A 24,098-nucleotide genomic window follows, 5' to 3' on the forward strand; every position below is an offset into this window, starting at 1 on the left:
CTAGCTCCGGATTTCCGTGGTGAACTCGCCAACGCTGCGGGCCTTCACCGCATCCCAGTCCCAGTCGATACCAATACCGGGTTCCGACGGCGCAATGGCATAGCCGTTTTCGATACGCATCTGCGTTTGGGTGAGGTCATCCAACTGCGGGATATATTCGACATATCTGCCATTCTGCACCGCACAGGTCAGGCTCACATGCAGCTCCATCAGAAAATGCGGGCAGACTGGCATGTCAAAAGTCTCGGCCGTATGCGCCACCTTCAGCCAGGGCGTGATGCCACCGATCCGCCCCACATCCACCTGCACGATGGAGCAGGCGCGCTTTTGCATATACTCGCGGAAATGCCGGATGGAATAGAGTGACTCGCCGACCGCGACAGGTGTCTGGGTTGCCGATGACAGCCGCACATGGCCATCAATATCATCGGCAGGCAGCGGCTCTTCCAGCCAGGCCAGATCGATATCGCGCAGCACCTGCGAGCGCCTGATAGCTTCATCCAGCGTAAAGCCCTGATTGGCATCGGTCATGATCTCGAAACCGGGTCCCACCGCATCGCGCACCGCCGACAGCCGGTCAAGATCCTCCGATCCATGCGGGCGGCCGATCTTCACTTTGGCACCCTTGAAACCCTTTGCCTTCGCCTGCAGGGCATCATCCACCAGCGCCTGCTTTTCGATATGCAGCCAGCCACCTTCGGTTGTGTAAAGCGGACAGCGATCTTTCGCGCCGCCAGCCAGTTTCCACAATGGCAGGTTCTGCTTCTTCGCCCGCAAATCCCACAGGGCAATATCGATGGCAGCAAGCGCAATCGCGGTAATCGCCCCGATGGTCGTGGCGTGCGTGGCAAATTCCAAATCGCGCCAGATTGCCTCGATTTGATCTGCATCCTTGCCGAGCAGACGCGGCACCAGATGATCCGAGAGCAGCCGCATCACCGACGAACCACCAGTGCCGATTGTATAGCTGTATCCTGTGCCGACAGCGCCATCGCTATCGGTGATCGTGACAATTGGTGTTTCCTGCGAAACAAAGCTCTGGATGGCATCGGTCCGCAGCACCTTTGGCGGCAGATCAACCATGCGCAATTCAACCCGTTCGATTTTGGCCATGGTCAGCTCCGCAGGGTTTTGCCGGTTTCAGGCGAAAAGAGATGCGCCTGCGACAGATCAAAGCTCAGCTTGATGGTTTCGCCTGATCCGAGCGGGCGCGGATTGAGCATGCGCGACACCCATTCGCGCTCGCCCAGTGTGATGAACACCAGCGTTTCGTTGCCGAGCGGCTCGGTGATCGACACCGGCAATGACAGTTCATGCACGTCAGTCGCATCGCCGGAACTCAGGCCGTGACCGGTCGGATAGATATCATCCGGGCGCAGGCCGAAAATGACCTTCTGCCCGGCAACCACCTTGTTGCGAAATTCGATGGGCAGCGGCAGGCTCTGGCCACCCTGCAACACGAGTTTGCCGCCATCGACGGTGGCTTCATTCAGGTTCATCGGCGGTGAGCCGATAAAGCCCGCGACGAAACGCGTTGCCGGACGCTTGAACACTTCCTCCGGCGTGCCGACCTGCTCGATATACCCATCGCGCATGATGACAATGCGGTCGGAAAGCGTCATCGCCTCCACCTGATCATGGGTCACATAAATCATTGTYGCCTGCACCTTGGCATGCAGACGCTTGATTTCGGTGCGCACCTGCGTGCGCAATTTCGCATCGAGATTGGAAAGTGGCTCGTCGAACAGGAACACTTCAGGCTTGCGCACGATTGCCCGGCCCATCGCCACGCGCTGGCGCTGTCCACCTGACAGCTGCGACGGGCGCCGGTCCATCAGTTTTGACAGGTCGAGAATGGCAGCCGCTTCATTGACCCGCTGGTCAATCTCGGATTGCGCGATCTTGCCAATCTTCAGCGAAAAACCCATGTTCTCGCGCACGGTCATATGTGGATAAAGCGCATAGGACTGGAACACCATCGAGATATTGCGGGCACGCGGCGGCAGATCGTTAACAGGCTTGCCGCCGATTTCGACGATGCCGTCGCTGATTTCCTCAAGCCCGGCAATCATGCGGAGTGTCGTGGATTTGCCGCAGCCAGATGGTCCAACCAGTGCGATAAACTCGCGATCCTTCACTTCAAGATCAATGCCATGCACGACATCGACACTGCCATAGCGCTTGACCAGCTTTTTCAGGGTTACGGGTGCCATTACAACTTAACCTTTCACCGCGCCGAACGTCAGTCCGGACACCAGATGCTTTTGAATGATGAATGTGAGGGTCAGCGCCGGAACAATCATGACCACGGCGAGCGCGCACATGCCGCGCCAGTCAATGGTGAATTCCGACGTGTAATCCAGAAGACCGACAGGCAGCGTCTTCGAATTGACCGAGCGGGTGATCTGGGCTGCCAGCGCATATTCGTTCCACGAGGTGAGGAAGGCAAAAATGCCTGCCGAAGCAATACCGGGGCCAGCCAGCGGAAATTCCACCTGCCAGAATGCCTGCCAGCGCGTGCAGCCATCGATCTGTGCCGCTTCCGCCAGATCCTTCGGCACCTGACGGAAGAAACCATCAATCAGCCAGATCGTGAAGGGCACATTCAAGGCCACATAGACAAGGATCATGGAGAAATGCGTGTCGATAATCCCAAGCCGGGCAAAAACCATGAACAGCGGCAGCGACAACGCAATGCCGGGAACGGCACGGGTCAGCATGAAGCCGAGGAAAATTGCCGACTTGCCCTTGAACTTGTACCGGGCAAAAGCATAGCCGCCAGCCATGCCAATGATCAACGCGATGACAGTCGAAGTAATCGAGATGATCAGCGAGTTGCGGAAATATTCCCAGACGGGAATACCGCCCTGCCCGGCACCGCCAAACATGGAACGATAGGCATCAAGCGAAATATCCTGCGGAATCCACACGGGCGGCTTCGCCATGATCTCCACTGTCGGGCGGAGTGAATTCAGGACGATCCACAGACCCGGCAGGCAGATGACCAGCATAGCGAGGAACAGTCCGACGAAATGCAGGACTTTCAGGCCGCGGCGCTTGAGACGGTGTGCGTTGTTCTGGTCCATCTTACCACTCCGCTCCGATTTGCTGGCGCGCAGCGGCGAGCTTTCTAAAGAAATACACGGTGAACAGGATGGAAAGCAGGATCGAGATATAGGCCATGGCATTGGCCAGCCCCATGCGCGCATCGCTATAGGCGGTGCGCCCGACCAGCGTCCACAACAGTTCTGTGCGTTTTGCCGGACCGCCATCGGTCATGATCTTTACAATGTCATAGGCACGCGCCACGTCGAGCGAGCGAATGGTCATGGCAATGAAGGCAAACGGCATGAGGTACGGCCATGTGACATAGCGGAATGTCTGCCACGGCGTGCAGCCATCGACCCGCGCAGCTTCAACCGGCTCCTGCGGCATGGCGAGAAGGCCAGCGAGAATGAGAATGGCGAAAACCGATGTCGACGACCAGACTTCGGCGACAATGATTGAGAACAGCGCCAGATTGCCATCGATCAGCCACGGTATGGCCGATGTGGTTATTCCCAGCGACTGCAAGACATTGTTGACGAAGCCGATATTGTCGTTGAACAGGAATTTGAATTGAAAGCCGACGAGCACAGGCGAAAACATCATCGGGAACATCATCAGCGTGCGCAAAAGCCGCTGGCCGCGCGTCGCCTTGTTGACGAGCATGGCAAGCCCGAGACCGAGGAACATTTCGGCATTCAGCGCAATGGTCAAAAGCAGGACTGTGCGCCCGAATGCTGCCCAGAATTCTACACTGGTCAGCGCGCTCACATAATTGCGAAAGCCAATGAAAATCCACAGCGTCTCCGGCTTGGTCAGCCGGAACGGTGTGAAGCTGGAATAGAGCGAAAACAGCAGCGGCAGGACGATGACGGCCGCCAGAACAATAATGGCAGGCAGCAGCAGGAGTGTCGGCGCTGAGAGTTTGGGAAATTTCATCTGGTCTATTGGCCTTTTGATCTCTGCTCTGCGGGATGAATGCTACCCACCCCCTCCAACCAAAGAGCCAAAGGGGGTAAGCAGCTTTTTCATTCCACTCAGATCCCGTTAAAGCTTGCCGGCATCCTTCAGGATGTCGGTTGCCTTCTGGGCAGCGGTGTCGAGTGCTTCCTTCGAGGTCTTGTCCCCAAGGATGGCAGCCTGCAACTCCGGATAAACAGCGTTGGAAATCTCGATCCATTCGGCAAGTGGTGGAACCGGGAATGCGTTCTTGGCAGCTTCCTGGAAAGCGGCCAGAACCTCGGTCTTGTAGGCGTCGCCCTTGGCCTGTTCGATATCCCAGGCCCAGACTGCAGTGCGGGTCGGCAATGGCCCGGCCTTGGCTTCCAGCTTCTGGCTGTCTTCATTGGTCAGCCACCAGACGAGCGATGCCGCAGCTTCCTTGTTGGCGCAGGCATTGGTTACCGAGAAACCATGGCTTCCCGACCAGCCGGTGCGCTTGCCTGAAGAACCAGCAGGTTGCACCTTGACGCCGACATTGCCCGCAACCTTCGAAGATTTCGGATCATTGAAGAAGCTTGCCCAACCCGGCCAATCCAGATTGATGGCAATTGAACCCGAAGCAAAACCCTGACCGAGATCATCCCAGAGGTAATTGGTTGTACCGGCAGGCACAGCCTTGGCCTTATAAAGATTGACGAACCAGTCGAGCGCCTTGATACCAGCGGCTGAATTGAAGGCGGGCTTGCCATCCTTATCGATATATTCGCCGCCCTCGGCAACCAGCATTTCATAGAAGCGGCCATTGATCGCCTCTTCCTTGCCCGCAAACTGCGTGCCGTAGAAATCCGGTGCCTTGGTGAAGAAGGTCGCCTGATCGGTGACCTGCTGCCATGTATCTGGCGGGGTCAGCTCATAGCCATATTTGGCCTTGAACGCCGTCTTGTTGGCTTCATCCGCATAGATGCTCTTCTGATAATACAGCGCCGAAACGTCGAACTGCGCACGCGGCAACATCACCAGCTTGCCGTCAAGCGTCGAAGCTTTGATGTTGGCAGGAACGAAGGCTGCAATTTCTTCGGCAGGAATAAGCTTCGTCAAATCCGTGTAGATATCAGGATATTGCGGTGCAAAGGATGAGTGGTTCGAACCGACGCACCACTTCAGGCTGCCCGAAGCGATATCCGATTTGATCTCCTTATCGAGTTCGAAATGATTCTTTTTTGACAGGATGTTGACCTTGGCACCCGTGAGTTTTTCCCACTCGCCGATACGCTCATAGAGCGGCTCATATTGCTGGCCGCCAATAAGCTTGGCGTCGATGGTCACGCCTGCAAACTTGCCCGGCAACTCGGCGCCGATGGCAAAGCTTGTGCTCAAAAGCGCGATGGCGCCAGCCGAAACACTGGCCAAAAGCTTCTTCATGCAATTCCTCCCAATCCCAGAGTGCCGCCTCCCGGCACTTTTCTTCACCCATATATGGGCGTGTCATTCATATACAAACATTATGCGGCTTGACCGTCAAGCGCGGAAACGCTTTCCTATGAAGATAATCTTCGTATATGCATTGAGTGAAATGAGGGGATTGCCATGATTGAAGAAGACGACAGCGACCGGTATCGCGCCCCGGCACTCGACAAGGGACTGGATATTCTCGAACTGCTTTCGGGGATCGATGGCGGCCTGACGCAGGCCGAAATTGCCAAACATCTTGGCCGCAGTCCCAATGAATTTTACCGCATGCTCGACCGGCTGGTCCGGCGCGGCTATGTCACCCGGCTTGAAGGTGATCGCTATTCATTGACATTGAAACTGTTCGGCCTCGCACAACTCCATGCGCCGGTCAGGCGGCTGGCATCCTATGCCACGCCGCTGATGCGCGATCTTGCGGTCATATCAAAACAGGCCAACCAGTTGAGTGTCTTTGACCGCGGTGCAGCCGTTGTCATTGCCCAGCAGGAAGCCCCTGACTATTGGGGCATTTCGATCCGCGTCGGCTCGCACATTAGTCTGTTCAACACCGGTTCCGGCCACGTTCTTCTGGCGTTCCGCTCCGATGAGGAACGGGCAATGATGATCGCCGAATATGAAAAACATGCTGACGATATCGCCCAGCCGTCAGATTTCCGCGAACGCCTCGACCATATCCGCGAGCGCGGTTACGAAATCATGGCAAGTGAACAGACCGCAGGCGTATTCAACATATCTGCACCGATTCTCGGGCCTGACGGACGGTCCATCGCCGCATTGACCTGTCCTTATATCAAGCTCCTGAACATTGCCGACGCGCCCGATGTGGGTCAGGCCCGCGAAATGCTGGTAGCAACAGCGCAAAAACTGTCGGAACTGGCGGGCGCTGACGTGATCCATTCCAGTGTCATCCGTCACGCCTGAACTGGAGCCAAGCATGTTGATTGATACGCACCTTCATCTCATTGACCAGTCAGCCCTGCACTACCCTTGGCTATCGGGCGTCGAGGCGCTCAACCGTGATTTTCTTTACGAGGAATATGCGCTTCAGGCCCGCCGCGCCGGGATAACGCAGGCGCTGCATATGGAAGTGGATGTTGCACCATCGCAAATCCAGACGGAAATTGACTATGTGGCTGATCTGTCAAAGCGGAATGATAATCTGATTGCCGGGGCAATTGCCGCCTGCCGTCCGGAGGAAGACGGGTTTGCTGTCTATCTCGAACACCAGCAAGCCAACCCGTTCGTCAAAGGCTTCCGCCGCATTCTGCACACCATGCCGGATGAACTGTCAGAAAATCCCCTCTTCCGCGAGAACATCAGGCGTATTGGCGGATCGGGCCTGACGTTTGATCTCTGCGTCCTGCCGCGTCAGATGGACAAGGCAATCGCCCTGGTCGACCTTGCCCCCGATGTCACTTTCATTCTCGATCATTGCGGGGTGCCAGATATCAAGGGCAATGATTTCGAAACGTGGCGCGGGAAGATCACGGATGTTTCCAAACGTTCAAACGTCATCGCGAAAATCTCCGGCGTGGTCGCCTATGCGGATGGAGAATGGGTTGCCGATACGCTGAAACCCTATGTGCATCATATTATCGACAGTTTCGGCTGGGACCGTATCGTCTGGGGCAGTGACTGGCCCGTTTGCACACTGGGCGGTGGTCTGGCAACTTGGGTTGCAGCAACACATGCTCTTATTGCTGGATGCAGCGAGAGCGAAAAAGCAAAACTGTTTTCGGGGAATGCCCAGAGGGTATGGGGATTGTAGGTTGGTAGCTTGTAGTGCGTGGTTCGACATAACAACCATGAGGGAAATTGGTGGATGCAAGGCTAGTCGCAAAGATCGCAGAACTCGACTCCCCTTCATCACCCCTCTCCCTCATGGTGAGCCTGTCGAACCACGAACCGCCAGCGTTCACCCCCCTCTGTCCTGTCGGACATCTCCCCCACAAGGGGGGAGATCACATTGACATTGCTGCTTTCGCGTAAACTGCAACGTCGAAGGTTGGTTGAAACGGCTATACAAGCTGATCTCCCCCCTTGTGGGGGAGATGTCCGACAGGACAGAGGGGGGTGAGCGGCACAGTCGCATCAGAATCACAGACACCCCCAAGCCTCAAACCACTTGCTTGCCAATCCATCCCGCTTTACCTCTGCTAGTCAGCAACACCATCAACAGCGGGAGATAAAATGGCGGCGGAGCTTCATGGACCGGATCTTCTCAGTGCCGTTGTGCTTTTGGGTGCGGGTGTCATTGCCGTACCCGTGTTCAAGCGGCTGGGGCTTGGCTCTGTCCTTGGCTATCTCGCTGCCGGTCTGGTGATTGGTCCCTTCGGCCTCAAATTCTTCTCCGATCCGCAAACGATCCTGCATGTCGCCGAACTTGGCGTGGTCATGTTTCTGTTCATCATTGGTCTTGAAATGCAGCCCTCGCGGCTCTGGGGTCTGCGCAAGGAAATTTTTGGCCTTGGCGCCCTGCAGGTGGGCGTTTGCGCGCTTCTTTTGACGGGTGTCGGCATCGCCACCAGCTTTCCCGTGGCCATATCCTTTGTTGCTGGCGCTGGTTTTGTCCTGACCTCCACCGCCATTGTCATGCAATTGCTGGAGGAACGCGGCGAAATCTCAAGCACAAAAGGCCAGCGCATGGTCTCGATCCTCCTGCTTGAAGATCTTGCCATCGTGCCGCTGCTCGCCCTCGTCGCCTTTCTCGCGCCCATTGCCGCAACGGATGCGCCACCCACCGGCCTGCGCTGGATGGATATCGGCATCGGTGTCGGCGCGGTCATTGGCATTATCGTGGCGGGCCGTTATCTCCTCAACCCCCTGTTCGGCTTTCTCGCCCAATCCCGGGCGCGCGAGGTCATGACCGCCGCCGCCCTGCTGGTTGTACTTGGCGCCGCTTTGGTCATGCAGGTCAGCGGCCTCTCCATGGCGATGGGCGCATTTCTCGCGGGCGTGCTCCTGTCCGAATCCACTTTCCGGCATCAGCTGGAAGCCGATGTGGAACCTTTCCGCGGCATCCTGCTCGGTCTGTTTTTCCTTGCGGTCGGCATGTCGCTTGACCTCAGCGTCGTCGCGGCAAACTGGCAGACTGTTCTTTTCTATGTGGTCGCCTTCATGGTCGTAAAAGCCATCGCGATCTATATCGTCGCCCGCCTGATGCAATCCAGCCATTCGGAAGCGCTGGAGCGCGCCATTGTCATGGCGCAGGGCGGCGAATTTGCCTTCGTGCTTTATTCCACCGCCACATCTGTCGGCATTCTCGATGGCCGGGCCAATGCCATGCTGACGGCTATCATCATCATTTCCATGGTGCTCACACCCATCGCCATCATCGGCCTGCGCTATATTCTGCCGCGTGAAAAACAGTCACTCGATGGTGTGGATGTCGCCGATGGCCTTTCGGGCAGCGTGCTGATAATCGGCTTCGGCCGGTTCGGCCAGATCGCCTGCCAGCCCTTGCTGATACGCGGTGTCGATGTCTCCATCATCGACAATGATGTTGAAATGATCCAGGCCGCGTCGGAATTCGGCTTCAAGGTCTATTATGGCGACGGTACACGGCTCGACATTCTGCATGCCGCCGGTGCAGGCCGCGCTCAGGCTGTCCTCATCTGCGTCGACAAGGCAGACACCATTCTTGCCATCGCCCAGAATATCAAGGCTGAGTATCCACTCGTGCAGGTCTATGCGCGCTCCTTTGATCGCGGCAATACATTGTCGCTCATCAAGGCCGGAGTGGAATATCAAATTCGCGAGACCTTCGAGTCGGCACTTTCCTTCGGCGAGAACACACTCGTCGGCCTTGGCGTCTCCCCTGAAGAAGCCGCCGAAATCATCGATGACGTACGCCGCCGCGATGCGGAACGCCTTGACCTGCAGCTTGCTGGCGGCATACGCGCTGGCAACGATCTTATGCGCGGCAATGCACCTGTTCCCGGCCCCCTGGTCAAACCACGCCAATCGGGCCGCGCTCTGAATCAGGAAACCGCCCTCGTACTGCCCGCGCCGCAACCGGCCAACGGCGAAAACTGACAGACTGAATATGGGAGAAAACACAATGGCTGAGACCGATCAGGCGATTATCGATGATATCGTCGGTTTCTGGCGCAAAGCCGGTCCCGATGCGTGGTTCAAGAAGGATGCGGCCTTTGATGAAACGTTTCATCAGACCTTTCTCGACAGGCATTTTGCCGCCGCTCGCCGCGAACATGACAGCTGGGTTGAAACTGCCGAAGGCGCATTGGCGCTGATGATCCTGCTCGATCAGTTTCCGCGTAATTGCTTTCGCGGAACCGGCCATATGTATGCGACGGATTCGCTCGCCCGCCATTATGCCGGTCAGGCGCTCGAAAAAGGCCACGATCTCGCGCTCGAACCATCGATACGCGGCTTTCTCTATCTGCCCTTTATGCACTCGGAAAATATTGACGAGCAACTGCGCTGTGTAGAACTCTACACGGCGTCGGCACCAAGCCAATTGGCATGGGCCACCGAACATTACGATATTATTCAGCGATTTGGCCGTTTCCCCCATCGCAATGGCTTGCTGGGACGCAAATCAACACCGGAAGAACAGGCGTTTCTCGATGCGGGCGGATTTGCCGGATAGACAGATTTTCACCGTACCGGTCTGAATTTTGCCATATCCTCTTGAACGTGACGGCACAGACTGCCATTATATCGGCATCTGGCACCCGTAAATTTCACCAATGACGCCAGTCAAACAGGGACTGACCGCGCATCGATGCCGGACGAACAATCTGAAGAGCCTCCAAGTCCGGACTTGCGAAGCAAGCTGACTCTGCACCCGCAGCGTCAGCAACAAATCCCGTTCATCGCCCCAAAATCTGATTTGACCTGCATTGCGGGCGGATTTGCGCTGTCTTGTCCAGCCGCATCCGCACGCCATGCTGCGCTCTGATATTATCGCTTAGAAGGAACCGACTTCCCAATGGAATGGATTGCCGACCCCAATGCCTGGATTGGTCTCGCCACGCTGATCGTGCTCGAGATCGTACTCGGGATCGACAACCTCGTCTTTATCGCCATCCTTGCGGACAAGCTGCCGCCGAGCCAGCGCAACCGCGCGCGCCTCGTTGGCCTGTCGTTGGCTCTCGTCATGCGTCTGGCGCTGCTTGCCTCGATTTCATGGGTGGTAACACTCACCACACCGCTCTTCAGCGTGGCAGGTTTCGGCTTCTCGGGGCGCGATATCATTCTCATCGTCGGCGGCCTGTTCCTGCTGTTCAAAGGCACCATGGAACTGCATGAGCGCCTTGAAGGACATATGTCCRCCAAGGAGTCCAATGCCGCGCATGCTGTGTTCTGGCAGGTTATCGCCCAGATCGTTGTGCTCGATGCCGTGTTCTCACTCGATAGCGTTATTACCGCCGTCGGCATGGTCAAATATCTTGAAGTCATGATGATCGCCGTTGTCATTGCGGTGGGCGTTATGATGCTTGCGTCGAAACCGCTGATGAGCTTCGTCAGCCGCCACCCCACTGTGGTGATCCTTTGCCTTGGCTTCCTCATGATGATCGGTTTCAGCCTGATCGTTGAAGGCTTTGGCTTCCATATTCCAAAGGGCTACCTCTATGCGGCCATCGGCTTCTCGGTTCTCATCGAGGCAGCCAACCAGCTTGGGCGGCGCAACCGCGACAAGCGCATCACATCGATGGATTTGCGTGATCGCACAGCCGGCGCCGTCTTGCGTCTGCTGGGTGGTGGTCGTAATGGCGACAGTGTCCATTCCGATACAATCGACGTGATCGCCGAACAGTCAGCCGCGGGCGACGTCTTCCACAGGGAAGAAAAGGAAATGATCCGCGGCGTGCTCGATCTGGTCGAGCGGCCGGTGCGCTCCATCATGTCGCCGCGCAATGAGGTCGAATGGCTCGATCTTGACGAAACCAACGAGGAATTGCTGGCGGAGATCAGAACGCTCACCCACAGCCGGGTAGTTCTGGCCCATGGACGGGTCGATGAATTCGTCGGCGTTGCCCTGACAAAAGATCTGCTGTTCGCCATTCTCGATGGCGGCAAGATCGATTGGGATAAAGTCACGCGCCAGCCGCTGATCCTGCATGAGAATGCCAATGTCCTGCGCGTCATGGAGCAGTTGCGCGGAACGACAGTGCAGATGGCCGTTGTGCTGGATGAGCACGGCTCGTTTGAAGGCGTTGTCACCCCGACTGACATCCTTGAGGCGATTGCCGGTGATTTCCCCGATGAGGGGGATGAAAGCCCGGTTCTCGAACGTTCGGACGATGGCAGCATGGTTGTTGATGCCTATATCGATATCCGCCGTCTCGGCGGCCTGATCGAGCGCGATCTGGTTGATGACGGCGACCGCTATACGACACTTGCCGGCTATATCCTGTGGAATCTCGGCCATATCCCCGCGCAGGGCGAAAAGCTCAAGGTGGATGATTATGAATATGAGATCGTCGAAATGGATGGTCGCAACATCGGCAAGGTGAAGATTTCACCCACCGAGACAGCCGCTTTTATCTAGGCCCCTACCTCTGGCATCCAAAAAGGTGTTCCCGCCCCGTCTGACCACGGAGCGGGAACATGAGAGCATCGAACAATAGCAGGACCCGATGGATTTGGCCGGTGTCCCATCGGCGAAGGAACGTCCTGTTTCCCGCTCCATGCTCCCGTGGCTTAAACCTATTAATCCGGCCGAAATCAGGCAGCCTGCCTCACCCAGCTTGGGAACGGATCAAACAAGTCTTCCCACATACCAGGCGTAAACTCGTCCGCATCGACAAGGCAGGCATCCAGTTGCGCCCGCAGATGCACCTCGTTCATCGGGTCAACACCGATGAAGACGATCTCCTGCCGCCGGTCACCCCAGATTTTATGCAGGTAAGGCTTCATCGATTGCAGCCATTCCGGATGCTCCGGCCAGCGGTTGCGCGGAATGGATGACCACCACAGCCCGCGCTTTTCCGCACGCACCAGCGCACCGGCCTGGCTAAGTTCACCGACATAATCAGGCCGTGTCGCCAGCCAGAAGAAGCCCTTTGACCTGATGACACCCGGCCAGCTCTTGTCGAGAAAGGCATGCAGTTTCTGCGGATCGAAAGGACGGCGCTCGCGATAAACGAAGGAGTGGACACCATATTCCTCGGTCTCCGGCACATGATCGGCAAAACCGTTCAATTCCTTGAACCACAGCGGATGTTCCTGCGCCCTGTCGAAATCAAACAGGCCTGTATTGAGCACCGTATCGAGCGGCACTTCGGCAAAATCTGTCTCGATGAGCTTCGCATCAGGGTTAAGCGCGCGGATGATCTTGCGTGCCAGATCACGGTCATAGAGTGATGAATCGGAAATCTTGTTGAGAATGATCACATCGGCAAACTCGATCTGATCCACCAACAGATCGACCAGTGTCCGATTATCCGCATCACCAAGCGACTCGCCGCGATCCCTCAGAAAATCCGCCGAGGCATAGTCCTTCAAAAGATTGGCCGCATCGACGACTGTCACCATCGTGTCGAGCTTTGCCACATCGGCAAGGCTGCGACCGTTTTCATCGCGGAAGTCAAAAGTGGATGCCACCGGTAGCGGCTCGGAAATGCCCGTGGACTCGATCAGCAGATAGTCAAAGCGGCCCTGCTTGGCCAGTTTCTCGACTTCCTGCAGGAGATCATCGCGCAAGGTGCAGCAGATGCAGCCATTGGTCATTTCAACCAGTTGCTCATCCGTACGCGAAAGGTTCGCGCCGCCGTCGCGGATGAGCGCGGCATCGATATTCACCTCGCTCATATCATTGACGATAACGGCAACCCGCCGCCCCTCCCGATTGTTGAGAATATGATTGAGCAGCGTGGTTTTACCGGCGCCGAGAAATCCGGAAAGAACCGTGACTGGCAGGCGTTTGGGATTGGCTGTGTTTTGCATGGCTATTGCCCTTTAAAGAATGGCCTGCTTCCCCGCAGAAAAGCAGGCCAGATGAGATCAATCGTGAACTTCGCCGGAACCACCGACGGCCACGACATTGAAAGGTTTGCCTTCGAGCGCGATTTCACGATCTTTTTCGAATGCAGCCGCCTTGATCACATGCAGACGGCTCTTCAACGGATCGCTGACAATGATGACATCCCCGGCGACGGCAATGCGCGGGCGTGGCAGGTTCCAATGACCATCCATGCTGTAGGGCTCGGTCAGCTTGAGCGATTTGTCGATCTTGGCTGTCACCACATTCAACCGGTGAAGCTGGCCGTCCTCGGTAAAGATATAGGCAAATTGCGGACGCGAAGAATCCACGGCAAAATGGACGCGGCGCGCCGGAAGTTCGATCCGGCGGAACGGATCGGCATTGCCGGGTTCAACCAGCACCACCGCCTGCAGACCGTAATTGCCGAGGAAATATTGCAGGCCTTTACCACCAAGCAGCGTGCTGACTTTTCCATCCGGAAGTGATTTCGAATAGGGCTGATGCTCGATTTCGGGCGCGCCATCACCCGATTTGACCAGAAGCAATCCGGTCTTGCAGGCAATAGCCAGAATATTGCCCGATGAAGCTTCGCCGTGCAGATCGGGGCATTCATGCAGCGACCCGATAGGGAACCCGTCACCGCCGAGAACCTTGATGCCAACGGGCAGTTCATCGACAGGCTTTTCGGGGTGCGGTTCGGTTACCAGAACCGTGTTTCCATAGGAAATAGCGACACCATGATGCGGCGAAGCGAGCTTGATGCTGCGAACCTCATTCTTACCTGCGAGAATATCCTTCTCCTTGACGACCTTGACCACGCCATCACCGTCGAAGAACTGCGCGATGTTGCCATTGTGATCGACGAAATGCGAAGGACGTTGTCCTTCCAGCTTCAGATCGAGCAGTTTCGGTGCTTCAACTTTGAGATCGCCATGGGCACCGTGGTCCTCCACTGCAATCCCCGTCGACAGGATTGCGACCTCAGCCCCATCCCGCTCAACGGCAAAAATGGTTTTCCCACTATCGGAAAGCGATAGGCCAGCCGGCGCTTTCACCTTGAACGTGTCGATGATTTTGCCGGTCTGCGGATCAAGCGCACGAATAGTCGGCTCCGCATGGTCAGAGACAAACAGTCTCCAGGCGGTCTGTTCCTCAGCCTCGGCAGGCAATGCAACACAACCAAATGCCATGGCGAGAGGCAGAACTGTTTTCAGATGTCGTGACATGCTTCTTCCTTTATGCGTCGTGGGAGTCCTGAACGTATAATGTAATAACATTACATCAATGCCAACGAAAAAAGCGGAGTCATCCCCGCTTTTTTCAATTCAATTCATCAACTGCCGATAATGGCCTTTTTGAACGCACTGATATTGTGATGCATCATGTCAATATAGGTGCTGGCACCTTCGCCCGGCTCCGACAATGCATCAGAAAACAGCGTACCGCCCACTTTCAGCTTTGTCTCGCTGGCGATCTGCTCGATCAGGCGCGGATTGGTGATGTTTTCCACGAAGATCGCCGAAGCTTTGTCTTCCTTGACCTGCTTGATCAGCGCCACAACATCAGCAGCGGAAGGCTCTGCATCGGTTGAAAGACCCTCCGGAGCAAGGAACTTGAGGCCATATGCATGTTCGAAATAGCCAAAGGCATCGTGCGACGTAATGATCAGGCGCTTTGATTCCGGAATGGAAGCAATGCCGGCCTTCACATCAACCTCGGTCTGATCAAGCTTCTTCGTATAGTCAGCACCATTCTTCGTGTAGGTGTCGCAGTTCGCCTTATCTGCATTGCAAAAAGCATCGACGATGTTCTTGACGTAGATTTTGGCATTGGCGATCGACTGAAAAGCGTGCGGATCAAAAGCGCCATGGTCATGATGTTCGGCACCGGCTTCCGCATGACCTTCTTCTTCCTGTGCCTTCAAAGGCTCAACACCTTTTGTCAGCTCGACAATCGTCGCCTTGGTGCCACTGGCTTCCACCAGACGCGGCAGGAAACCTTCAAATCCCAAACCATTGACCAGAACCACATCGGCTCCAGCCAGTGCAGCCGCATCCGATGGCTTTGGCTCATACACATGGCTGTCGCCATTCGGGCCAACCAGATTGACCAGCGAAATCTTATCGCCGCCGACATTCTTGGCGAAATCTTCAATGATGGAAAAGCTGGAAACAACTTTCAGGTTTGCAGCAAACGCCGAAGACGAACCCGCTCCCAGTAATAGTATAACACTCAAAGACGTAGCTAATTGAAGAGCTTTGCGCATGGATAGTCTCCTTGTTGTGATTAAGCGGTTCTGTGGCGATGCGAGCGCATGCGGCTGTTCACAATGCCGCGCGAGCCGATGACGATGGAGACGATATAGATCGCCCCCGAGGAAAGAATAATCGCCGGGCCGGATGGCAGGGCGAAATGATAGGAAATCAAAAGGCCCGCGACGCAGGACGCCATGCCGATCAGAATGGCCACGGCGCACATGGGACCAACACGAACAGTCCAGAAACGCGCTCCTGCCGCAGGCAGCATCATCAGGCCAACCGACAGGAGCGTGCCAAGTGCCTGAAAGCCACCGACGAGATTGAGAACAACCAGCGCCAGAAAGATGAAATGGACGGGCGTGCCGATACGACTGACCGAGCGCAGGAACAGCGGATCGAGACATTCGGCCACAAGACCACGCCAGAAAATGGCAAGGGTCACGATACTGACACCGCAGATCAGGCTGATAAGGCTTAAAGCATCATTGTTGAGCGCCAGCACGGTGCCAAACAACACATGCATCAGATCGACATTCGAGCCGCGCAGCGAAACGATCATCACACCCAGCGCAAGCGATATCAAATAGAAGGCAGCCATGGAGGCATCTTCCTTCTGGATCGTGAAGCGCGAAACCGCACCTGCTCCCAGCGCCACGATCACACCGGCGATCAGCCCGCCAATGGTCATCGGCACGATCTGCAACCCGTAGAGCAGAAACCCGGCAGCCGCGCCCGGCAAAATGGCATGGGACATGGCATCGCCAGTCAGGCTCATGCGACGCAGCATCAGGAACACGCCAACCGGGCATGAACTCAGCGACAGGGCAAGTGAGCCCAGCAGTGCGCGCTGCATGAAACTGTATTCGACAAAGGGCGCAATCAGGAAATCATACATTGTCTGGATCATGCCCCGTTCACGCGGCCACGGTCATGATCATCATTATGCGCATGGTGCTTGTGGTCATGCCCATGCGCATGATCGTGACCATGATGTTCCACCGGCGACGATGTCTCGTCATCCTCGCACCAGGGCGCGCCCTCCGCCCATGCCTCGTGGAATTGCCGCGCATGCAGCAGATTCTCAGGACGAAGCGTCTCCTTGGAAGCACCCCATGCGATAGGCTTGCGCGCCAGCAGCAGTGTCTCGGGAAAATGTTCCCGCACCAGATCAAGATCATGCACCACGACCATGATGGTGCGCTTCTCGCCATGCCAGCGCTTGATCAGGGCGATGAGATCGCCGACCGTCTTGGCATCAATGGCGTTGAATGGCTCATCCAGCAGGATCAGGTCTGCATCCTGCACCAGCACCCGGGCAAACAGAGCACGCTGCAATTGCCCGCCCGACAGACTGTCGATAGGGCGCTTTTCAAAGCCGCCCAGCCCAACCCCCATCAGAGCCTTGGAAACCTGCTCACGATCATCTGATGTAAAGCGGCCAAGCAGACCGCGCTTGGGCCAAAGCCCGAGCGAAACAAGATCGATGACACGCGCCGGAAAAGACCGGTCAAGTTCCGACTGCTGCGGCAGGTAAGCAACCCGGACGCCCTTCTCCACCACAACCGAACCGGACATCGGCTTGAGAACGCCGACAATGCCCTTCATGAGCGTCGACTTGCCCGAACCATTCGCACCAACGACAGCCGTGAGCGAACCACGCTCAACCACCCCGTTCAGGTGGTGGACCGCCGGGTGACTGCGATACCCAAGGGTAAGGTCACGAAAGGTCAGGCATTGGTCAGTCATTCTCTATCCGCATACACAGGGGTGCTGAAATTCAACCGGTTGCAATCTTTGGCACCCTTCTTGACGTCTCGATATGTGATGTTATTACATTAGTCAACAATGGCGAATTTGAGAACACACGAAATTTACTTATCCACTGGCAGTCACAGAAAGCATTCCCTATCTCTTGGACAAGAACTTTTTACGAAAAGAGACTTGTTTGCGGCCATTTCACGCGGTAGCTGCATTGAAGTGTACTTTCAGGAGGCTTGACAGAATGACAACCGCCCATACGCATGAGCTGACAAAGAACCAGACGCTGGTTTTCAACGCGTTGTCTCGTGCGGACGGTCCATTGAGCGCCTACACAATTCTCGACCAGTTGCGCGGCGATGGTTTCCGCGCGCCGCTGCAGGTTTATCGCGCGCTGGAAAAACTGCTCGACTATGGCATGGTTCATCGTCTTGAAAGCATCAATGCCTTTGTTGCCTGCGCCCATCCCCATAGCCACAGCCATGGTCACACTCATGGCATGATTGCTTTCGCCATTTGCGAGAAATGCGGTCAGGTTTCAGAATTTTCCGATGACGTTATCACCCAGCGCGTCCGGCAATGGACGACGGATAACGCTTTCAAGCCCAGCAAGACAACCATCGAAATTCGCGGCGTCTGCGCCAGTTGCGGCACGGCCTGACCTCCAGAGCCTTTCCGGCTTAAATAGAACCGTTCGACCGGAAAGACTCTTGAATCAAGCTTTGTAGGCGCGCAGAAACATATCCACGCCTGCGGTCACGGTCTTGCGGATTTGCTCTGGCTCGGGTTCCTGCACCATATGCCCGAACAGGCGGCGGCGCAGCAGACCCGAGTGAAAAAGATCCGAAAGCTGGTAGGCCGCGATTTCCGTATCATCAATGGCAAGAAGTCCCGCAGCAACATGTTTGTCGAGCAGCGCGCGCATAAGCGCCAGGCCTTTTTTCGGACCCTTTTCGTAAAAACTGCAGCTCATGGACGGCATGCGCTCGGCCACGCCGATAACAACGCGCTGCGCCTGAATACCAACATTTGATGTAATCAGCGTTGACAGCGATATACCAAACTGGATCAGCGCTTCGCGCAGATTGGGATTGGTTTCCAGTGCATGATAAATGCCCTCGAACAGCGCATTCTTGTACTGGTTGCACAGTTCTATGAACAGCTCTTCCTTATTGTCGAAGTAAACATAGATCGTGCCTTTGGAAACACCGGCTTCACGGGTAATGTCGTTCATGCTGGCCGCATCGAAACCCATCTGCGAAAAAACGCGATTGGCCCCATCAAGAATCTGCTGCCGTTTGACCGGGTCCTGTCCGGCCGCCATACGGCCGGGGCGCTCTAAAGTGGTCATGCCTGGGTCAACAACGGATGCCTTGGTAGACGACATATTAGTCACATTTCCTCATTTTCGATTCTTTTTCGAACCAACCGGTTCGATCCACTTGATATGCACTTAGATTTGCGCTATGTCAACGATCGAACCGATTGGTTCAATCAATTTTCCGAGTGACCATCTCTAGAAAGAGCGTCCCATGTCCGCGCCGAAATCCACCAATGAGGCCGAAATCCGTCAGTTCCCCACATCCGCTCCTGCTTCCAAGGTGGAAGTACCGGTAACGGATGAAGCCCCGCAACACGATGTTGTGACCGCGGCCCCGGCTCCGACCAAGCCAAAGCGCTCTGTAAAGAGCTTTGTGCTCCCTGTCATCATCATTGCCGCAGTTGGCGCTGGTGCATGGTATGGCCATGAATGGTGGACAACAGGCCGCTTCATGGTCTCGACCGATGATGCCTATATTCAGGGCGATATCACGGCAATTGCACCGAAAATCACCGGCTATATCGATACGATCAATGTGGTAGCCAACCAGCGCGTCAAGGCGGGTGATCCATTGGTCACACTTGATAATGGCGATTACACGATTGCCGAAAAGCAGGCCGAAGCCCAGATCGCCACGCAGCGCCTGACGCTTCAGCGTATCGAAGCCCAGACCGAAGCGGCAAAAGCCTCTGTCCAGCAGGTTCAGGCCGGTAAAGTTGCCGCACAGGCTGTTCTGACCAATGCGGAAGCCGCGTCCACCCGCGCCAGCCAGCTGCATGCCACACGGTTTGCCTCCCAGTCACAGCTTGATGATGCAACGGCTGCACTTGATCAGGCCAAGGCCAATCTCGTTTCCGCCGATGCCCAGATCGCAGCAGCGGTTGCCAATGTCGGCGTGCTTGAGGCCCAGTACAAGGAAGCAGAAGGCTCCATCGCCTCGCTGCAGCTTGCCAAGGACAAGGCCGCCCGCGATCTCGGCTTCACGATTATCCGCGCCCCGCTTGACGGTGTCGTCGGCAACCTTTCCGCCAAGAAAGGCGATCTTGTCAGCCCCGGCCAGCGTCTGGCGGCCCTTGTCCCTGTTGATGCGCTTTATATCGACGCGAACTACAAGGAAACGCAGCTGCGCGACATCGTACCGGGCGAAAAGGTTCGCGTGCGGGTTGATGCACTATCAGGCGATACGTTTGAAGGCACGGTTGCTTCCATCGCGCCTGCATCGGGCGCCGTGTTCTCGCTGCTTCCAGCTGAAAACGCCACGGGCAACTTCACCAAGGTTGTTCAGCGCGTACCGGTTCGCATCGCCCTGCCTGCCGACGTTCTGGCAAGCGGCAAACTACAGGCGGGTCTCAGCGTCATCGTTGACGTCGACACGCGCACAGCGCCGACCAAGTAAACAAACCCAGCACCGGGCCAAAGATCATGTCGAGCACCACAGCAGGCGGAAAGCCAATGGCACCCGCCGTACCGTCCGACCATATTGATCCGAAAAAAGCCATCGCCTTCGTGGCGATGGTGTTCGGCATGTTCATGGCCATTCTCGATATTCAGATCGTCTCGGCATCCCTTGCTGAAATTCAGGCGGGTCTGAGCGCCAGTTCCGACGAGATTTCGTGGGTTCAGACTTCCTATCTCATCGCCGAAGTCATTATGATCCCGCTCTCAGGCTTTCTCGGACGGCTTCTGTCGACGCGGGTTCTGTTCACTTTTTCCGCTGCCGGGTTCACCTTGGCCAGTATTCTTTGCGCAACGGCGACAAACATCGACCAGATGATCGTCTACCGCGCCATTCAGGGCTTTATCGGCGGTGGCATGATCCCCAGCGTGTTCGCCGCGGCCTTTACCATCTTCCCGCCATCCAAGCGCTCGATTGTCTCGCCGATCATCGGCCTTGTCGCAACGCTGGCACCAACAATCGGACCGACTGTCGGCGGCTATCTCAGCCACGCCTTCTCCTGGCATTGGCTGTTCCTCGTCAACGTTATCCCCGGCATTATCGTTGCATTTGCCGCCTGGAACCTCATCGACTTCGACAAGGGCGACAAGTCTCTCTTCAGCAAGTTCGACTGGTGGGGCCTTGCCGGTATGGCAGCCTTCCTTGGCTCGCTTGAATATGTGCTCGAAGAAGGTCCGCGCAATGACTGGTTGCAGGACAACTCGATCTTCTTCTTTGCCATTGTTCTGGTTGTTGGTGCTGTCCTTTTCTTTTATCGGGCCTTTACCGCGGAGGAGCCGATTGTCGATCTGCGCGCCTTCAAGAACCTGAATTTCGCTTTTGGATCGGTGTTTTCCTTCATCATGGGTGTCGGCCTTTACGGCCTGACTTATCTCTATCCTGTCTATCTCGGCCGGATCAGGGGATATGACGCGCTGATGATCGGCGAAGCACTGTTTGTCAGCGGCCTTGCCATGTTCATGACCGCACCGGTTGCAGGTTTCCTGTCCACCCGGATGGACCCGCGTCTGATGATGATGATCGGCTTCCTCGGCTTTGCCGCTGGTACATGGACCATGACGGGTCTGACCGCCGACTGGGACTTCTATGAGTTGCTGGTGCCGCAGATTCTGCGCGGCTGCTCGCTGATGCTGTGCATGGTGCCGATCAACAATCTGGCACTTGGCACACTGCCGCTCTCCCGCCTCAAGAACGCATCAGGGCTGTTCAACCTGACCCGTAACCTCGGCGGTGCCGTTGGCCTTGCGGTGATCAACACGGTTCTGACCGATCGCGGCATCCTGCATTATGCGCAGCTTTCGGAAAATGTCCGCTGGGGCAATCCGGAAGCCGAAGACCTGATGGCCAGCATGACCAAGAATTTCCAGTCCCACGGGATCGATGGTCAGACCGCAGCACTTAGCCGGATTTCCGCAATGGTACACCAGCAGGCAACGCTGATGTCGTTTATGGATGTCTTCTACATCCTGACAATGTTGTTTGCCACGCTCGCACTTTTTGCTGTGATGATGCGCAAACCTGTAGCGGCTGGTGGCGGTGGTGGTGGCGGGCATTAGGGCGCAGCCCTATGTGGCCTGTTCACCGGTAAGGCGGCTCGACCAGTCCTCTACCCTGCCACTCGCCAAGCGCCGCTCCGCATAGCGGCGCCATCCATCGGGAAGCCGCTCCAGCGCCGCCATCTGCGCCAGCTCTTCCCGGTTCATGGTATCAATGTAAAGTGTGCGCCACAGCCGGTGAATGGTCCACTCAGGTGATGTCCTGTCGACGAGCGTGAGCGTATCTTCAGGCGCAACATAGCCGGTTTCAACAACCCGGTAATACCAGCCTGTTCTGCCTGTCTTCTGGACACGCATGGACATATCGGCAATGCCAAAACGGCTGTTGAGTTTCCAGCATGGCTGGCGTCCCTGCGAGACTTCAACCCTTGCGCCACCAAGTTGGAAAACATCGCCAAGGGCGACATTTGTCTCATCGAGACCGGTGGTCGATATGTTCTCGCCGAATGCTCCGGCCCCTTCAAGAAGAGATACCGCGCCAATATCCGAGACCCATTTCTCATAATGATCGAAGGGGTAATGGTGCACGGCCTTGTCAACGCCGCCATGGCGTTTCAGATCGCCCTGTGCATCGCCTTCAAGACCGGTATTGCTCAACCAGAGACGTTTTCTGACCGGCTTTTTGGCGATACCGCTTGGCACTTTCTTCTCACCGAGTGGAGCAAGCGTGCCGACAAGGACTTCAATTGTGCAATCTTTGATGGTCATGATGCCCGTTTCCGTAGCAGGGTTTGCCAGAAAATACGACCCCGCCCGCAATGACAACGCGGTGAACAACACGGAAGAATGGTCTTCTCCTGCTCCCGCCAATACCCGGATTCTTGAAAAATAATGTTAGTCTACTAACAGGAATTTTCGCAACTTGAACCGACCCTGTGGATGGCAATGTCGCAGGAAATCAAATGCGACATTATTTATTCGGCTAACTGACGCACCCACCAATCTTTCTGTCGTTATTGGAGCAATTCAACGGCCAACGCAACCGGCAATAGAATTCCGCCCGCTGCGAATTGCTAAGCCGCCAAAAAAATGTTTCACTTCCCGTTACTGCTCAGGGAAAGACGTTCGCGGGCCTGTCATCTAACTGACATGAGAGCCCTATATCGGGAGGCAGGAACGTCGAAAAAAGAGCCAATGACGTTTGTCGCTTAAACAGGGGTGTTAAAATGGTTGCTACAACAAAACGCTTGCTCTCTCTATCCACAGCTCTGCTGTTCGCAAGCACCACGCTTTCGTTCGCGGACGCACCGGCTGAGCTGGTTGCGGCTGCAAAGAAGGAAGGCGCGCTGACCACGATTGCTTTGCCACATGACTGGTGCGGCTATGGTGACATCATTGCCGGCTTCAAGGCAAAGTATGGTTTGACAGTCAACGAACTCAATCCGGATGCCGGCTCGAAAGACGAAGTCGAAGCCATCAAGGCAAACAAGGACAATAAGGGCCCTCAGGCTCCTGACGTCATCGACGTCGGTCTTTCCTTCGGCCCAGATGCCAAGGCAGCCGGTCTGACACAGCCCTACAAGGTTTCCACATGGGATTCGATCCCGGCTGAACTGAAGGATGCCGACGGTCATTGGTATGGCGACTATTATGGCGTTATGTCGCTCGAAGTGAACACAGACATCGTCAAGAATGTACCAAAGGATTGGGCTGACCTGCTCAAGCCTGAATATGCCAATTCCGTTGCGCTTGCCGGTGATCCGCGCGCTTCGAACCAGGCAATCCTCGCCGTTCAGGCAGCTGGTGCATCAACAGGTGCAAAGCCCGGCGCTGCTGCTGCCGAAGCTGGCCTGAAGTATTTTGCCGATCTCAACAAGGCAGGCAATTTCGTACCGGTTATCGGCAAGTCGGGCACATTGGCCCAGGGCGCAACCCCAATCATCATCAACTGGGATTATAACGCTCTGACCGGTCGTGACACACTCAAGGGCAACCCGCCTGTTGAAGTTGTTGTTCCCACAACGGGCGTTCTTGCCGGTGTTTATGTTCAGGCAATCAGTGCCTATGCACCGCATCCGAATGCAGCCAAGCTCTGGATGGAATATCTCTATTCCGACGAAGGTCAGGTTGGTTACCTCAAGGGTTATTGCCATCCGTCGCGTTTCCAGGATCTGGTAAAGAACAACAAGGTACCAAAGGAAGTCCTCGACAAGCTTCCCCCAGCAGCAGCCTATGAAAAGGCTTTCTTCCCGACGCTTGATGAACAGGCTGCCGCCAAGGAAGTCATCACCAAGGGCTGGGACAAGGTTGTTGGCGCCAACGTCAAGTAATCTCTGAACATGGAATCCCCGTGGAAACATCCGCGGGGATTCCGTTTTTCAGAACCCGGCTGTTATCGCCG

Annotated in this window: 21 protein-coding genes; 9 read left to right on the forward strand and 12 right to left on the reverse strand. The window is 56.0% G+C overall.

Features of this window, described 5'->3' with window-relative positions; genetic code table 11:
- The 5 genes from AB4Y96_RS17885 to AB4Y96_RS17905 form a co-directional block, all read right to left on the reverse strand.
- Complete coding sequence (locus tag AB4Y96_RS17885) at positions 1-1,113, reverse strand: mandelate racemase/muconate lactonizing enzyme family protein (protein WP_441918842.1); 1,113 nt, start codon at positions 1,111-1,113, stop codon at positions 1-3.
- A 2-nt stretch (positions 1,114-1,115) separates the two neighbouring features.
- The gene (locus AB4Y96_RS17890) at positions 1,116-2,213 is read right to left on the reverse strand and encodes an ABC transporter ATP-binding protein (RefSeq protein WP_441918844.1); all 1,098 of its coding nucleotides are present in this window, start codon (positions 2,211-2,213) and stop codon (positions 1,116-1,118) included.
- 6 nt (positions 2,214-2,219) lie between these two features.
- Complete coding sequence (locus AB4Y96_RS17895; protein WP_091878146.1) at positions 2,220-3,086, reverse strand: carbohydrate ABC transporter permease; 867 nt, start codon at positions 3,084-3,086, stop codon at positions 2,220-2,222.
- 1 nt (position 3,087) lies between these two features.
- A complete protein-coding gene (locus AB4Y96_RS17900; protein WP_091878148.1) occupies positions 3,088-3,984 on the reverse strand; it encodes a carbohydrate ABC transporter permease in 897 nt (298 codons plus the stop codon).
- Positions 3,985-4,092: 108 nt separating this feature from the next.
- On the reverse strand, positions 4,093-5,409 hold the full coding sequence (locus AB4Y96_RS17905; protein ID WP_441918847.1) for an ABC transporter substrate-binding protein: 1,317 nt from the start codon (positions 5,407-5,409) through the stop codon (positions 4,093-4,095).
- Between the two features lie 165 nt (positions 5,410-5,574).
- On the opposite strand from AB4Y96_RS17905, the gene AB4Y96_RS17910 reads away from it, so the two are divergent.
- The 5 genes from AB4Y96_RS17910 to AB4Y96_RS17930 all read left to right on the forward strand — a co-directional run bounded on the left by AB4Y96_RS17910 (position 5,575) and on the right by AB4Y96_RS17930 (position 11,974).
- On the forward strand, positions 5,575-6,378 hold the full coding sequence (locus tag AB4Y96_RS17910) for an IclR family transcriptional regulator (RefSeq protein ID WP_441918848.1): 804 nt from the start codon (positions 5,575-5,577) through the stop codon (positions 6,376-6,378).
- 13 nt (positions 6,379-6,391) lie between these two features.
- Complete coding sequence (locus AB4Y96_RS17915; protein ID WP_441918849.1) at positions 6,392-7,225, forward strand: amidohydrolase family protein; 834 nt, start codon at positions 6,392-6,394, stop codon at positions 7,223-7,225.
- 422 nt (positions 7,226-7,647) lie between these two features.
- Positions 7,648-9,492 (forward strand): monovalent cation:proton antiporter-2 (CPA2) family protein, encoded by a 1,845-nt coding sequence (locus AB4Y96_RS17920; protein WP_441918851.1) that lies wholly within the window; start codon positions 7,648-7,650, stop codon positions 9,490-9,492.
- 25 nt (positions 9,493-9,517) lie between these two features.
- Positions 9,518-10,069, forward strand: coding sequence for a DUF924 family protein (locus AB4Y96_RS17925; protein ID WP_441918852.1), 552 nt, complete (start codon positions 9,518-9,520; stop codon positions 10,067-10,069).
- A 342-nt stretch (positions 10,070-10,411) separates the two neighbouring features.
- Complete coding sequence (locus tag AB4Y96_RS17930; RefSeq protein WP_441918853.1) at positions 10,412-11,974, forward strand: TerC family protein; 1,563 nt, start codon at positions 10,412-10,414, stop codon at positions 11,972-11,974.
- Between the two features lie 176 nt (positions 11,975-12,150).
- Here the strand turns inward: AB4Y96_RS17930 and zigA are convergent, their stop codons facing one another.
- The 5 genes from zigA to aztA form a co-directional block, all read right to left on the reverse strand.
- The gene (gene zigA / locus AB4Y96_RS17935) at positions 12,151-13,371 is read right to left on the reverse strand and encodes a zinc metallochaperone GTPase ZigA (RefSeq protein ID WP_441918855.1); all 1,221 of its coding nucleotides are present in this window, start codon (positions 13,369-13,371) and stop codon (positions 12,151-12,153) included.
- A gap of 57 nt (positions 13,372-13,428) precedes the next feature.
- Positions 13,429-14,634, reverse strand: coding sequence for a hypothetical protein (locus tag AB4Y96_RS17940; protein WP_441918856.1), 1,206 nt, complete (start codon positions 14,632-14,634; stop codon positions 13,429-13,431).
- Positions 14,635-14,741: 107 nt separating this feature from the next.
- Positions 14,742-15,674 carry a zinc ABC transporter substrate-binding protein AztC gene (gene aztC / locus AB4Y96_RS17945; RefSeq protein ID WP_441918857.1) on the reverse strand — a complete coding sequence of 311 codons (933 nt, stop codon included), beginning with the start codon at positions 15,672-15,674 and terminating at the stop codon, positions 14,742-14,744.
- Between the two features lie 20 nt (positions 15,675-15,694).
- Positions 15,695-16,561 (reverse strand): zinc ABC transporter permease AztB, encoded by an 867-nt coding sequence (gene aztB, locus AB4Y96_RS17950; RefSeq protein ID WP_441918878.1) that lies wholly within the window; start codon positions 16,559-16,561, stop codon positions 15,695-15,697.
- Between the two features lie 8 nt (positions 16,562-16,569).
- A complete protein-coding gene (aztA, locus tag AB4Y96_RS17955; RefSeq protein WP_091878165.1) occupies positions 16,570-17,412 on the reverse strand; it encodes a zinc ABC transporter ATP-binding protein AztA in 843 nt (280 codons plus the stop codon).
- A 256-nt stretch (positions 17,413-17,668) separates the two neighbouring features.
- On the opposite strand from aztA, the gene AB4Y96_RS17960 reads away from it, so the two are divergent.
- The gene (locus tag AB4Y96_RS17960) at positions 17,669-18,085 is read left to right on the forward strand and encodes a Fur family transcriptional regulator (RefSeq protein WP_091878167.1); all 417 of its coding nucleotides are present in this window, start codon (positions 17,669-17,671) and stop codon (positions 18,083-18,085) included.
- A 54-nt stretch (positions 18,086-18,139) separates the two neighbouring features.
- Here the strand turns inward: AB4Y96_RS17960 and AB4Y96_RS17965 are convergent, their stop codons facing one another.
- Entirely contained in the window at positions 18,140-18,811 is a 672-nt protein-coding gene (locus tag AB4Y96_RS17965; protein ID WP_091878169.1) for a TetR/AcrR family transcriptional regulator, read from the reverse strand.
- Between the two features lie 145 nt (positions 18,812-18,956).
- Here AB4Y96_RS17965 and AB4Y96_RS17970 point away from each other — a divergent pair, with 145 nt between their 5' ends.
- On the forward strand, positions 18,957-20,141 hold the full coding sequence (locus AB4Y96_RS17970) for an HlyD family secretion protein (RefSeq protein ID WP_441918859.1): 1,185 nt from the start codon (positions 18,957-18,959) through the stop codon (positions 20,139-20,141).
- A 26-nt stretch (positions 20,142-20,167) separates the two neighbouring features.
- Positions 20,168-21,757 (forward strand): DHA2 family efflux MFS transporter permease subunit, encoded by a 1,590-nt coding sequence (locus AB4Y96_RS17975; protein ID WP_091878173.1) that lies wholly within the window; start codon positions 20,168-20,170, stop codon positions 21,755-21,757.
- Positions 21,758-21,766: 9 nt separating this feature from the next.
- Here the strand turns inward: AB4Y96_RS17975 and AB4Y96_RS17980 are convergent, their stop codons facing one another.
- Complete coding sequence (locus AB4Y96_RS17980) at positions 21,767-22,465, reverse strand: MOSC domain-containing protein (protein WP_441918861.1); 699 nt, start codon at positions 22,463-22,465, stop codon at positions 21,767-21,769.
- 458 nt (positions 22,466-22,923) lie between these two features.
- Here AB4Y96_RS17980 and AB4Y96_RS17985 point away from each other — a divergent pair, with 458 nt between their 5' ends.
- Entirely contained in the window at positions 22,924-24,027 is a 1,104-nt protein-coding gene (locus AB4Y96_RS17985; RefSeq protein ID WP_091878175.1) for an ABC transporter substrate-binding protein, read from the forward strand.
- Positions 24,028-24,098: the final 71 nt, after the last annotated feature.

This window comes from Phyllobacterium sp. TAF24 (assembly GCF_052113785.1).
Lineage (GTDB): Bacteria > Pseudomonadota > Alphaproteobacteria > Rhizobiales > Rhizobiaceae > Phyllobacterium.

Coding starts and splice junctions, on each gene's coding strand:
- AB4Y96_RS17885 (WP_441918842.1), bottom strand. CDS start 1,113: ATGGCCAAAATCGAACGGGTTGAATTGCGCATGGTTGATCTGCCGCCA.
- AB4Y96_RS17895 (WP_091878146.1), bottom strand. CDS start 3,086: ATGGACCAGAACAACGCACACCGTCTCAAGCGCCGCGGCCTGAAAGTC.
- AB4Y96_RS17900 (WP_091878148.1), bottom strand. CDS start 3,984: ATGAAATTTCCCAAACTCTCAGCGCCGACACTCCTGCTGCTGCCTGCC.
- AB4Y96_RS17905 (WP_441918847.1), bottom strand. CDS start 5,409: ATGAAGAAGCTTTTGGCCAGTGTTTCGGCTGGCGCCATCGCGCTTTTG.
- AB4Y96_RS17910 (WP_441918848.1), top strand. CDS start 5,575: ATGATTGAAGAAGACGACAGCGACCGGTATCGCGCCCCGGCACTCGAC.
- AB4Y96_RS17915 (WP_441918849.1), top strand. CDS start 6,392: ATGTTGATTGATACGCACCTTCATCTCATTGACCAGTCAGCCCTGCAC.
- AB4Y96_RS17920 (WP_441918851.1), top strand. CDS start 7,648: ATGGCGGCGGAGCTTCATGGACCGGATCTTCTCAGTGCCGTTGTGCTT.
- AB4Y96_RS17925 (WP_441918852.1), top strand. CDS start 9,518: ATGGCTGAGACCGATCAGGCGATTATCGATGATATCGTCGGTTTCTGG.
- zigA (WP_441918855.1), bottom strand. CDS start 13,371: ATGCAAAACACAGCCAATCCCAAACGCCTGCCAGTCACGGTTCTTTCC.
- AB4Y96_RS17940 (WP_441918856.1), bottom strand. CDS start 14,634: ATGTCACGACATCTGAAAACAGTTCTGCCTCTCGCCATGGCATTTGGT.
- aztC (WP_441918857.1), bottom strand. CDS start 15,674: ATGCGCAAAGCTCTTCAATTAGCTACGTCTTTGAGTGTTATACTATTA.
- aztB (WP_441918878.1), bottom strand. CDS start 16,561: ATGTATGATTTCCTGATTGCGCCCTTTGTCGAATACAGTTTCATGCAG.
- aztA (WP_091878165.1), bottom strand. CDS start 17,412: ATGACTGACCAATGCCTGACCTTTCGTGACCTTACCCTTGGGTATCGC.
- AB4Y96_RS17960 (WP_091878167.1), top strand. CDS start 17,669: ATGACAACCGCCCATACGCATGAGCTGACAAAGAACCAGACGCTGGTT.
- AB4Y96_RS17965 (WP_091878169.1), bottom strand. CDS start 18,811: ATGTCGTCTACCAAGGCATCCGTTGTTGACCCAGGCATGACCACTTTA.
- AB4Y96_RS17970 (WP_441918859.1), top strand. CDS start 18,957: ATGTCCGCGCCGAAATCCACCAATGAGGCCGAAATCCGTCAGTTCCCC.
- AB4Y96_RS17975 (WP_091878173.1), top strand. CDS start 20,168: ATGTCGAGCACCACAGCAGGCGGAAAGCCAATGGCACCCGCCGTACCG.
- AB4Y96_RS17980 (WP_441918861.1), bottom strand. CDS start 22,465: ATGACCATCAAAGATTGCACAATTGAAGTCCTTGTCGGCACGCTTGCT.
- AB4Y96_RS17985 (WP_091878175.1), top strand. CDS start 22,924: ATGGTTGCTACAACAAAACGCTTGCTCTCTCTATCCACAGCTCTGCTG.